The organism is Microbacterium fluvii, assembly GCF_025515205.1.
Classification (GTDB): Bacteria; Actinomycetota; Actinomycetes; order Actinomycetales; family Microbacteriaceae; genus Microbacterium; species Microbacterium fluvii.
Window position 1 is genome coordinate 163,845 of sequence record NZ_JAOPFX010000004.1, and the last position, 11,393, is coordinate 175,237.

Below are 11,393 nucleotides of genomic sequence, written 5' to 3' on the forward strand. Positions count from 1 at the left end.
CGGGCGCGGCGGATGCTGCCGCCGCCGCCCCTCATAGACTGCTGCGATGGACGACCGCATCCTGCTCGGCGTGCTGGCCGTCGGCGCCGGGCTGCTGGTCGGGGTCGCGCTGTTCGTGCCGTTCGTCGCGCTGAGCTACCGCCGCCGAGGGGGTCTGAGCTTCTGGCGCTTCGTCGGGTGGGCGGCGTTCCTGATCTACTTCTTCGCCATCTGGACCTACACGCTGCTGCCGCTGCCCGACCCCGATGCGATCAGGTGCGTCGGGGCGATTCTCGACCCGATGGTCTCCGTCGACGAGGTGGTCGCGGCCCTCGGCGGTCCCGGCAATCCCCTCACGAGCCCGCAGGTGCTGCAGCTCGCCCTCAACGTGCTGCTGTTCGTGCCGCTCGGCTTCTTCGTGCGGGTGCTGCTGGGCCGCGGATTCGTCGTCACGGTTCTGATCGGGTTCGCGGTCTCGCTCTTCGTGGAACTGACCCAGCTCACCGGTGTGTGGGGCATCTATCCCTGCGCCTACCGGTTCTTCGACGTCGGCGACCTCATCACCAACACGACGGGGGCTGCCGTCGGCGCCGTCTTGTCGCTTCTCGTGCCCCGCCGCCATCGGGGCTTCGCGCGCACCGCCGACGCCGACGATCCCGACCCCGTCACCAAGCCGCGGCGGCTGCTGGCGATGGTGTGCGACTACCTCGGCGCCACCGTGGTGTCGGCGGCGGTCGCGGTGGGGGTGCAGCTGGTGCTGCTGGCTCTCGGTCGGCGCGACCTGGCCGTAGACGGCACGATCGGCTCGTTCGCCGGCGCCGCGGCGTCGGCCGTGCTGTGGCTCGTGGTCGTGCTGGCGACGGGGCGCACCATCGGCGACCGTGCTGTCGAGCTGCGGTACACGGGCTCCTCGCTGCCCGTGTGGGCGGCCCGCGTGCTGCGTTATCTCGGCGGCATCGGCGGCTATCTCGTGCTGTCTGCGCTGCCGGCCCCGTGGTCGGGTCTGGCGGGGCTTCTCGCGCTCGTCGGCGCCGTCATGCTGCTGACCACCCGCCGGGGCCGCGGGCTTCCCGGTGTGCTCTCCGGCCAGGAGCTCGTCGACGCCCGCTCGCCACGTGTGCCACCTGGCGGGGTCGAGGTTAGCTGAGCCCGTCAGGTGTGCCACATGGTGAGGGGACTCGAGGTTGCTGATCACACCACGTGTGCCACATGGCGGGGTCGAGGTTCGCTGAGCCCGTCAGGTGTGCCACATGGGTGGGGAGGTCAGGCCAGGAACTCCCGCGCGGCGATCACGAGGTTCTCGACGCCGCGCTCGATCGTGGGGTGGAGCACGGGCGCGAAGAACGGCGAGTGGTTGGTCGGGATGTCGCGCTCGACGGTGCCGGCGGCGACGGCATCCGCATACCGCTGCGGGTCGACTCCGCCCCAGAACCAGTACACGAGCGGCACTCCGGCCTCGCGGGCGAACCACGAGACGTCTTCGCTGCCGGTGAACATGCCGGGGTCGACGACGGCGCCGTCGCCGTAGGCGCGGGTGAAGGCGGCGACCAGGCGCGCGGTGGCCTCGTGGTCGTTGATGGTGGGCGGCAGGGTGTGGTCGACGACGATCGTCGGCTCTTCTTCTGCGCCGGATGCGGTGGCCTCCGCCCGCACGACGCGCTCCACCTTCTCGAGCACCCGCGCGCGGGCCTCGTCGTCGGGGTAGCGCAGGCTCAGCTCGAGCTTGGCCTCGGCGGGGATGATGTTGTTCTTCAGGCCCGCGTGGATCGAGCCGACCGTCACCACGGCGACGTCGCGCGGGTCGACCTCGCGCGAGACGACGGTCTGCAGGCGCATGACGGTGGCGGCGGCCATGACGACGGGGTCGATCGTCGAGTGGGGGCGCGAGCCGTGGCCGCCGCGGCCGTGCAGGGTCACGGTGAGTCCGTCGCTCGCGGCCATCTGGGTGCCGGGGCGCACGCCGATCTGCCCGGCCGGCAGCGGCGTGAGGTGCTGGCCGAGCACGACGTCGGGGGCGGGGAAGCGCTCGAGCACGCCGTCGGCGATCATCGCCTGGGCGCCGGCGCCGTATTCCTCCGCGGGCTGGAACACGGCGACGATCGTGCCGCTCCACGTCTCGCGTGCGGCCTGCAGCTGCTCGAGGGCGCCGAGCATCGCGGTGATGTGCATGTCGTGGCCGCACGCGTGCATCACGGGCACCTCGGTGCCGGCCGGGTCGACGCCCCGGGCGGTGCTCGCGTAGGCGAGCCCCGTCTGCTCGGGAACGGGCAGCGCGTCGGTGTCGGCGCGCAGCCACACGACGGGGCCGTCGCCGTTGCGGATGACCGCCGCGATGCCGGTGCGTCCGATGCCCTCTTCGAACTCGATGCCGAGGTCCGTGAGGTGCTGCGCGATGACGCCGGCCGTGCGGGTCTCCTGGAAGCTCAGCTCGGGATGCCGGTGCAGGTCGATGTAGAGCGCTTCGAGGTCGATCGTCATGGCCCTGAGCCTAACCGGGGCGGATGCGGGGGCCTACGCGGGCGGCGCGGCAGAGGAGCCGCGCACCACGAGTTCGAACGGCAGACCGACCTCGGCCGGCGCCTCGAGCTCGCCGAGCGCGGCGAGCATCGCGTCGGCGACGCGCTCGCCCTGGGCATGCGGGAACTGGTCGACGGTCGACAGGTCGAAGAACCGGCTGAGCTCGTGCCCGTCGACGCCGACGATCGACACGTCGCCTGGCACCGCGAGGCCGAGATCCCGTGCCGCAACGAGCGCGCCGACCGCCATCTCGTCGGAGGCCGCGAAGATCGCCGTGGGAGCGGGCCCCGTGAGCAGTCGCCGCGCGGCGGCGCGCCCACCCTCGAGGGTGAAGTCGCCGGCGGCGTAGAGGTCGTCCCGAGGGGCGATGCCGGCATCCGTCAGCGCCTGCTCCCACCCGCGGCGACGCAGCGTCGGAATGTGGAAGTCGTCGCCGTCGGACTGCCCGATGTGGGCGATGTCGCGGTGGCCGAGCGCGAGCAGGTGCGCGGTCGCGGCACGGCCGACGGCGACGTCGTCGACGACGAGGGTCGGCAGCGCCGGGCTCGGGCCGATGCCCACCACCGGCACGTCGAGAGCCGCGAGCTCGGCCTGCTCGGCGGCGCTCAGCCAGGCCGACAGCACGATGAGCCCGTCGATGCGGCCGCGGCGCAGCGACCGGTCGAAGAGGACGCGTCGCTCGGCGGGGTTCTCGGTGAGGTTGAACAGCGTGATGTCGTAGCCGTGCGGCAGCAGCCGCCCCGAGATCGCCGAGACGACGGTCGAGAAGAACCACAGATCGGGCAGCGGCACGAGCACCCCGATGCTCTGCGCACGGCCCGAGGCGAGGCTCGAGGCCGCGACCGAGACGACGTAGCCGAGCTCCCCCGCGACGGCGAGCACCTTCTCGCGCGTCGCCGCCGACACGACGCCGCGGCCGCTGAGGGCACGCGACACGGTGGCCGTCGACACTCCCGCGGCCCTCGCGACATCGTCGATGCCGGTCATCGGTCTCCTCCGGCCCCGCGCGCTCGGTCTCCGCGGCTCCCGGGTTGATGTCCCAGGAACATCACTTCGGGAGCGAGAGCCATACGGTGGTGTCGGCCGGCAGCGACGCTCCGTCGAGCGGGGCGCTCGACACCAGCACGTCGCCGGAGGGGAGGGCGACGGCATCCGCGCCGACGTTCGCGATCACGACGACGTCGCCGTTCCGGAACGCGATGACGTCGTCGCCATAGCCGTCGAGCCACTCCAGGGCTCCGGCGCCGAGACCGAGCGCGCGGCGCGCGGCCAGCAGCGCGCGGTACAGCGACAGCGTCGAGTCGGGGTCGGCCGCCTCGACGTCGCGGGCGAGTCGCGCCCACTCGTCGGGCTGGGGCAGCCACGAGGCGCCGGTCGGGCTGAAGCCGTAGCCGGGGGCGTCGGCGGTCCACGGGATCGGCACGCGGCAGCCGTCGCGGCCGTAGCGCTCGCCGTCGGTGCGGAACCACGTGGGGTCCTGCCGCACGTCGTCATCGAGCTCGACGACCTCGGGAAGACCCAGCTCCTCGCCCTGGTAGAGGTAGGCGCTGCCCGGCAGGGCGAGCATGAGCGTCGTCGCGGCGCGGCCGCGGCGCAGGCCCACCTCGGGAATCGGCTTGCCGACCGAGAGCGGCCCGATGCCGTGACCCTGCGGGTTCTCGGCGGTGAGGGCCAGGCGCGACGCGTGCCGCACGACGTCGTGGTTGGAGAGCACCCAGGTGGCGGGCGCGCCGACGGCGGGAAAGGCGCGCAGCGACTCGGAGATGACCTCGCGCAGCTCGGGGGCGTGCCACTGGGTCATGAGGTAGGGGAAGTTGAAGGCCTGGTGCATCTCGTCGGAGCGCACCCACATCGCGGTGCGGTCGACGGTGGGCAGCCACGCCTCGGCGCAGAGGGCCCGGTCGCCGTCGTACTCGGCGAGCACGCGGTTCCAGTCGCGGTAGATCTCGTGCACGCCCTCCTGGCCCCAATACGGCGCCTCGTCCTGACCGCCCATGCTGTCGGCGTCGACCTCGGGGAGGTGGTCGGGCAGGCCGTCGGTCTTGACGAGGCCGTGCGCCACGTCGACGCGGAAGCCGTCGACGCCGCGGTCGAGCCAGAAGCGCAGGATGCCGCGGAACTCGGCCTGCACCTCGGGGTTCGACCAGTCGAAGTCGGGCTGGCTCGAATCGAACAGGTGCAGGTACCACTGGCCGGGCGTTCCGTCCGGCTCGGTCGTGCGCGTCCACGCGGGGCCGCCGAACACCGACTCCCAGTTGTTCGGCGGCAGCTCGCCGTGCTCGCCGGCGCCGTCGCGGAACATGTAGCGGCCGCGCTCGGGGCTTCCGGGCGCGGCGGCCAGGGCCGCCTGGAACCACACGTGCTGGTCTGAACTGTGGTTCGGGACCAGGTCCACGATGACGCGGATGCTGCGGGCATGGGCGGCCGCCAGCATCCGGTCGAAGTCGTCGAGGGTGCCGAAGAGCGGATCGACGTCGCAGTAGTCGGCGACGTCGTAGCCGGCGTCGCGCTGCGGCGACGAGTAGAAGGGGCTCAGCCAGATGGCATCGACGCCGAGCTGCTCGAGGTCGCCCAGGTGCGCCGTGATGCCGGGCAGGTCGCCGATGCCGTCGCCGTTCGAGTCCGCGAACGATCGGGGGTAGATCTGGTAGATGACGGCGGTACGCCACCACTCGGCCCCAGGGCGCGAGGGGGCGGCAGCGGGGGAGGTCTGCGCGACGGTGCTCATCCGGCCAGTGTAGTGCAAGCGCTTGCACAAAGCTCGACACGTAGAATCGAGCGGTGCCCTCCCCCGAATCCCTCGCCCGCGCCGAGTCGCTGATCCGCACCATTCCCGACTATCCCGAGCCGGGCGTGCTCTTCCGCGACATCACTCCGCTGCTGGCGGATGCGTCGGCCCTCCGCGACTGCATCGATGCGCTCATCGAGCCCTTCGCCGGCACGTTCGACGTCGTCGCCGGCATCGAGGCGCGCGGGTTCCTGCTGGCGGGCGCCGCGGCGACCGTGGCCGGCGTCGGGCTCATCCCGATCCGCAAGGCCGGCAAGCTCCCGCGGCCCGCAGCCGCGGTCTCGTACGCCCTGGAGTACGGCACGGCCACCATCGAGGCGCACGACGACATCACGGCGGGCATGCGCGTGCTGCTGCTCGACGACGTGCTGGCCACCGGCGGCACGCTGGCCGCCGGCCACGAGCTCGTCGCGCACCTGGGCGGCGAGGTCGTCGGCACGGCCGTGCTGATGGAGCTCGAGGCCCTGGGCGGCCGGGCCCTCGTGCCCGACACGCACAGCGTGTTCGTCGCGTAGCGCGCAGAAGGCACCGTCGCCTGAGCGCGACTCAGGTCAGCGAGACCACCATGCCCCGGCGGCTCAGCACGATCGACTCCACGATCTGCACGAGGTTGTAGAGCAGCAGCGTCAGGATCGTGATGACGGCGACCGACGCCCAGAGCTCTTCGAACTTCGCCGAGGCGCTGAACTTCTGGATCATGCCGCCGATGCCCTGACCCGTCGAGAGCCATTCGGCCAGCAGCGCCCCGGTGACCGCGCCGGGCACCGACACGCGCGCCGCCGCGAACAGCGAGGGCAGGGCGCCCGGCACGTTGACCTTGCGCATCGCCGTCATGCGGGTGCCGCCGTAGACGTGCACGACGTCGAGGCTCTCGCGGCTGGCCCGGCTCAGGCCGAACATGATCGCCGCGAGCGCCGGGAAGAGCACCACGATCGAGCCGATCACCGCGACCGAGGCCTGCGTGCCGCGGCCGGTGATGAGGATGATGACGGGCGCGATCGCGACGAGGGGGATGCTGCGCAGCAGCAGCGCGAGGGGCATGACGCCCGCCTCGATCGCCTTCGACATCGAGAACAGCACCGCCAGCACGAGGGCGGCGAGCATGCCGACCACGAAGCCGAGCGCCGCGTCCTGCAGAGTCTGGGCCAGAAGCGGTGCGAGCGTCGCGCGGTTGTCGGCAGCATCCTCCGCCGTGAAGAGGAATGCCCACACGTCGGCGGGGCCCTTCGCGACGTACGGCGAGACCGACGTGAACGAGATGAGCGCCTGCCACAGCAGCAGCACGATCACGAGGGTGATGAGGGTGTTGGCCGCGGCGCGCAGAACCGGCATCCACGAGAGGGTTCTCATGCGGTCTTCCTCCCGGTCACCCAGGGGGTCACGGAGCGCGAGATCAGGCCCAGCACGCCGTAGCCGATGAGGGCGACGACGGCCGTCAGCAGGAACACCGCCCACACGCGCGCCGAGTCGAGATCGCCCTGCAGCTTGATGAGGGTGATGCCGACGCCGCGATCGATGCCGCCCATGTACTCACCGAGGATCGCGCCGAGGAAGGCGCTGGGCACCGCGATCTGCAGCGCATTGAGGATGGCGGGGGCCGCCGCGATGAGCCGCACCTTGCGCAGCTGCGTCATGCGCGAGCCGCCGTAGACCCGCACGACGTCGAGGCTCGAGCGGTCGGCGGCCTTGAAGCCGAGCAGGGCCCCCACCACCGTGGTGAAGAACACGGCGAGAGCGGCGAGGAAGATCGCCGTCGCGCTCGGGTCGCCCGGACGCTTCGCACCGCCGAGGATGATGATCGAGATGCCGCCGACGGCCACCACCGGAAGGCAGTAGCTGACGACCGCGATCTGGGTGACGATGCCCTCGAGGCGCGGCAGCAGCAGCACGGTGCTCGCCAGCAGCAGGGCGGCGAGGTTGCCCCAGAAGAAGCCGATCGCCGCCTCGGTGATCGTCACCTGGAAGACGCTCCAGTAGGCGGCCAGGCCGTCGTTCCAGATCGTCGAGAACACGGTCCAGGGCGTCGGCACCGGGGTGAAGGTCGTGCCGGGCGGCGGCTGGAACACCGTGACGGCGAACACCCACCACACCAGGATCAGCACGACGGCGCCGATGATGCCGGCGAGCCAGCCGGGGATCTGCTTGCCGCGGCGCATCAGGCCTCCGCGGCCGCCCGGCCGTCGGTGCCGAACAGCAGTTCGGAGGCGCGATCGACCAGGGCGTGGAACTCGGGGGTGCGCTGCATGTCGGGCGTGCGGGGGCGCGGCAGGTCGACCTCGATGATCTCCTTGATGCGCCCGGGGCGCGGGCTCATCACGGCGACGCGGTCGGAGAGGAAGATCGCCTCGCTGATGCCGTGCGTGACCAGCAGCGTCGTGGCGGGCTTCTCGGTCCAGATGCGCAGCAGCTCGAGGTTGAGGTTCTGCCGCGTCATGTCGTCGAGGGCGCCGAAGGGCTCGTCGAGCAGCAGCACGGAGGGCTTGAGGGCGAGGGCGCGCGCGATCGAGACGCGCTGACGCATGCCGCCCGACAGCTGCGCGGGCTTGGCCTTCTCGAAGCCGCGCAGGCCCACGAGTCCGATCAGCTCGTCGATGTAGGCCTTGTCGACGCTGCGGCCGGCGACCTCGAAGGGCAGACGGATGTTGGAGAGCACGCTGCGCCACGGAAGAAGCGCGTGGTCTTGGAAGGCGATGCCCAGCTCGCTGTCTCGGCGAAGCTCGTGCGGGTTCTTGCCGTCGACGAGCACCTCGCCGGTCGTGGGCGTCTCGAGATCTGCGAGGATGCGCAGGATCGTCGACTTGCCGCACCCGGAGGGGCCGAGCAGGGCCAGGAACGAGCCCTTGTCGGTGTGCAGGTGGGTGTCCTGCAGGGCGGTGACGGTGCGTCCGCGCCCGGTCTGGAAGGTCTTGCTGAGGCCGTCGATCCGGATGCCGGTGCCCCGCAGGGCACCGGCATCCGGCGTGAGAGTGTCGCTCATGTCTTTACGGCAGGTAGGCCTTGAGCTCGGGGTTCTCGGCGTAGATCTCGTCGATGATGGTCGTGTCGAACAGCTGGTCGACGGTGACCTCCCAGCCGGCGGCAGCCAGCGAGGCGACGGTCTGGGCCTTGAGGTCGTCCGAGATCGTGAACAGGCCGTTGGCCTCGGTCTCTTCGGTCGAGATCAGCAGCTTCTGGGCATCCAGGCCCGCCTCGGTCTTGACCGGGTCGAGGGCGCCGAAGACGGCCTCCAGGCCATCGGCCGACTCTTCGGCCGCCTGGTTGTAGTACTTCTCGATGAGGGCGACGGTGTCGGCGTTGTCCTCGGTGAAGATGTGGCTCCAGCCCTTGATCTCGGCCGTGAGGAAGGCCTTGAGCAGGTCCTTGTTCTCGGCGAGGTACTGGTCGGTCACCGAGAAGGTCTCCGCCACGTAGGGCACGCCGTTGTCGGCGTAGGTGAGGTTGGTGATGTCGTAGCCGGCCAGCTCGACGGTCAGCGCCTCGTTGGTGACGTAGGCCATGAAGCCGTCGACGTCGCCGTTCATGAGGGGCGTCGGGTCGAAGTCGACGGGAACGACGTTGACATCGGCCGGGTCGATGCCGTTGGCGTTCAGCAGCGCGGCGAACACCGAGGCGTTCGAGTCCTGCACGCCGATCGTCTTGCCCACGAGGTCCTGCGGCGTCTGGATGTCGGCGCCGTCGGCGAGCGACAGGATCGTGAACGGGTTCTTCTGGAACGTCGCGCCGATGATCTTCAGCGGAGCATCCTGCTCGGCGATCGCCGCGCCGATGGAGGCGGCGTCGCTGAGGGCGACCTGCACCGAGCCCGAGAGGAGCTTGGCGACACCCGTGTCGGGGCCCGAGATGCCGATCACGTCCGAGAAGCCGGCCTCGTCGTAGTAGCCGTTCTCGTAGGCGTAGAACTCGCCGGCGAACTCCTCGTTCTTGATCCAGGAGTACTGGACGCTGATCTCGCCGTACGAGGCGGCCTCGCCCGAGGCGTCGCCGCTCGAGGTGGCGGTGCCGCCCGACGCGCAGGCGCCGAGAACGAGGGCGGATGCGGCGATGCCGGCCGCGAGCGCGACCGCGCGGCCACGCCGAAGGATGCTGTGCAGGGGCATGGGGGGAGGACTCCCTTTCGGGTAGGAAGTGGTGCTGTGGATGCCCACAACCCTATTCCCGGCGTGTTTCAGGATTATGACGGAACGGTCAGGATCGAAGCACGATGTTGAGGGGTTCCTCGCCCGCCCGCATCCGGTCGATCTGACGGCGCACGAGGCGGGCGATCCGGGGGCGCATGGCGCTGGTCGCGCCGCCGACATGGGGCGAGATCAGCACGCCGGGCGCGCTCCAGAGCGGGTGGTCGCGGGGGAGCGGCTCGGGGTCGGTCACATCGAGCGCGGCACGAACCCGGCCGCGCTGCAGGTGCGCCACGAGGGCGTCGGTGTCGACGAGCGGGCCGCGTCCCACGTTCACCACGAGCGCGCCGTCGGGGAGCGCCGAGAGGAACGCGTCGTCGACGATGTGGCGCGTGGCATCCCCGCCCGGCAGCGAGACCATGACGATGTCGGCATATGGCAGCAGCGACGGGAGCTCATCGACCCCGTGCACGTGCAGGCCGTCCTCGTCGCGAGCGCGGCTGGCGACGGCGACGAGATCGACCTCGAAGGGGCGCAGGCGCTCCGCGATGGCCTTTCCGACTCCGCCGTAGCCGAGCAGCAGCACGCGGCGGTCGGCCAGGCTGTCGGCGAAGATCGGAGCCCAGCTGCCCTCGTCCTGCGCGCGCACGAACCCCGGAATTCCGCGCTGCGCGGCCAGAGCGAGCGCGACCGCGAGCTCGGCGGTGGAGGTCTCGTGCACGCTCGCCGCGTTGGCGAAGGTGACCCCGGGGGGTAGGGCGCCGGTCACGCCGTCGTACCCGATCGACTGCGACTGCACGAGCCCCGTCGGCACCTGGGCGAAGACCTCAAGCCATGCTGTTCCCGACATATAGGGCGGCACCACGATGTCGAGCGTCGGCGCGGGGGGCGGCGACGCAAGGTCCCAGATGTGCAGGTCGACACCGTCGGGGAGCGTGCCGAGGTCGTCGGCCAGCTCCTGCGTGGGCACGGTGACGATGAGGGGGCGCATGCTGTCGCTCATCTCCGCCCGCGGGGTCAGGCTGCGGCGCCCACGACGGCGGCGATCGCCGACGTGAAGAACGGCAGGCCGTCGACACCCGAGCGCATCGCCGCGGAGGTGTCGGGTCCGAAGCCGGGCTCGGTGGCGTGTTCGGGGTGGGGCATGAGGCCCACGACGTTGCCGCGCTCATTGGCGATGCCGGCGATGTCGCGCAGCGACCCGTTGGGGTTGACGCCCGCGTAGCGGAAGGCGACGAGCCCCTCGCCCTCGAGGCGGTCGAGCTCGTCTTCGTCGGCGATGTAGCCGCCGTCGGCGTTCTTGAGCGGGATGATGATCTCCTGCCCTCGGCTGAACCCGCTCGTCCATGCGGTGTCGTCGTTCTCGACGACGAGGCGCTGGTCGCGGCGGATGAACTGCTGGTGGGCGTTGCGGATCAGCCCACCGGGGAGCAGATGTGCCTCGACCAGCATCTGGAAGCCGTTGCAGATGCCGAGGATCGGCATCCCCTTCGCCGCCGCGTCCTTGACCTCGGCCATGATCGGCGCGTGCGCCGCGATGGCGCCGGCGCGCAGGTAGTCGCCGTAGCTGAAGCCGCCGGGGAGCACGAGGGCGTCGACCCCGTCGAGGTCGTGCGAGCCGTGCCAGAGGGCGACCGGCTCGGCGCCGGCGATCTCGATGGCGCGGCGCGCGTCGAGATCGTCGAGCGACCCGGGGAAGGTGATGACCCCGATGCGAACGCTCACTCGACCACCTCGACGCCCACGACGTCTTCGATCACCGCGTTCGAGAGGATCTCGTCGGCGACCTCGCGCACCGTCGCGAGCACCTCGTCGGTGACCTCGCCCTCGACGGTGAGCTCGAAGCGCTTGCCGATGCGCACGCCGGTGAAGGCCTCGATCCCGAGGCGGGAGAGGGCTCCGGTGACGGCCTTCCCCTGCGGGTCCAGCAGCTCGGCCTTGGGCATGACGTCGACGACGATGGTGGGCATTCGAGGCTCCGGGTGTCGCGGGAA

The 11,393-nt window shown here is 71.1% G+C and carries 12 protein-coding genes; 2 read left to right on the forward strand and 10 right to left on the reverse strand.

Translation table 11 applies throughout. The annotated features are described in order from the left end of the window. Positions 1-46: 46 nt before the first annotated feature. Positions 47-1,126 (forward strand): VanZ family protein, encoded by a 1,080-nt coding sequence (locus tag OAW74_RS14570; protein WP_262875119.1) that lies wholly within the window; start codon positions 47-49, stop codon positions 1,124-1,126. Between the two features lie 116 nt (positions 1,127-1,242). On the opposite strand, the gene OAW74_RS14575 is transcribed toward OAW74_RS14570, so the two are convergent. The 3 genes from OAW74_RS14575 to OAW74_RS14585 all read right to left on the reverse strand — a co-directional run bounded on the left by OAW74_RS14575 (position 1,243) and on the right by OAW74_RS14585 (position 5,224). Continuing rightward, on the reverse strand, positions 1,243-2,457 hold the full coding sequence (locus OAW74_RS14575; RefSeq protein ID WP_262875120.1) for an amidohydrolase: 1,215 nt from the start codon (positions 2,455-2,457) through the stop codon (positions 1,243-1,245). Between the two features lie 33 nt (positions 2,458-2,490). Continuing rightward, entirely contained in the window at positions 2,491-3,483 is a 993-nt protein-coding gene (locus OAW74_RS14580) for a LacI family DNA-binding transcriptional regulator (RefSeq protein WP_262875121.1), read from the reverse strand. A gap of 61 nt (positions 3,484-3,544) precedes the next feature. After that, positions 3,545-5,224, reverse strand: a complete 1,680-nt coding sequence (locus OAW74_RS14585) for a glycoside hydrolase family 13 protein (protein ID WP_262875122.1) — start codon at positions 5,222-5,224, stop codon at positions 3,545-3,547. A gap of 53 nt (positions 5,225-5,277) precedes the next feature. Here OAW74_RS14585 and OAW74_RS14590 point away from each other — a divergent pair, with 53 nt between their 5' ends. Then, positions 5,278-5,799 carry an adenine phosphoribosyltransferase gene (locus OAW74_RS14590; RefSeq protein ID WP_262875123.1) on the forward strand — a complete coding sequence of 174 codons (522 nt, stop codon included), beginning with the start codon at positions 5,278-5,280 and terminating at the stop codon, positions 5,797-5,799. Between the two features lie 31 nt (positions 5,800-5,830). Here OAW74_RS14590 and OAW74_RS14595 read toward each other — a convergent pair whose 3' ends face one another. The 7 genes from OAW74_RS14595 to purS form a co-directional block, all read right to left on the reverse strand. Then, positions 5,831-6,634 (reverse strand): ABC transporter permease, encoded by an 804-nt coding sequence (locus OAW74_RS14595; RefSeq protein WP_262875124.1) that lies wholly within the window; start codon positions 6,632-6,634, stop codon positions 5,831-5,833. Then, positions 6,631-7,440 (reverse strand): ABC transporter permease, encoded by an 810-nt coding sequence (locus tag OAW74_RS14600; RefSeq protein ID WP_262875125.1) that lies wholly within the window; start codon positions 7,438-7,440, stop codon positions 6,631-6,633. The genes OAW74_RS14595 and OAW74_RS14600 overlap by 4 nt, the downstream gene beginning before the upstream one ends. Further along, positions 7,440-8,261, reverse strand: a complete 822-nt coding sequence (locus OAW74_RS14605; protein WP_262875126.1) for an ABC transporter ATP-binding protein — start codon at positions 8,259-8,261, stop codon at positions 7,440-7,442. The genes OAW74_RS14600 and OAW74_RS14605 overlap by 1 nt, the downstream gene beginning before the upstream one ends. A gap of 4 nt (positions 8,262-8,265) precedes the next feature. Beyond that, complete coding sequence (locus OAW74_RS14610) at positions 8,266-9,381, reverse strand: ABC transporter substrate-binding protein (protein ID WP_262875127.1); 1,116 nt, start codon at positions 9,379-9,381, stop codon at positions 8,266-8,268. An 88-nt stretch (positions 9,382-9,469) separates the two neighbouring features. Then, complete coding sequence (locus OAW74_RS14615) at positions 9,470-10,390, reverse strand: 2-hydroxyacid dehydrogenase (protein WP_262875128.1); 921 nt, start codon at positions 10,388-10,390, stop codon at positions 9,470-9,472. Positions 10,391-10,416: 26 nt separating this feature from the next. Further along, positions 10,417-11,124, reverse strand: coding sequence for a phosphoribosylformylglycinamidine synthase subunit PurQ (gene purQ / locus OAW74_RS14620; protein WP_262875129.1), 708 nt, complete (start codon positions 11,122-11,124; stop codon positions 10,417-10,419). After that, positions 11,121-11,369, reverse strand: coding sequence for a phosphoribosylformylglycinamidine synthase subunit PurS (gene purS, locus OAW74_RS14625; RefSeq protein WP_262875130.1), 249 nt, complete (start codon positions 11,367-11,369; stop codon positions 11,121-11,123). The genes purQ and purS overlap by 4 nt, the downstream gene beginning before the upstream one ends. Between the last annotated feature and the right edge of the window lie 24 nt (positions 11,370-11,393).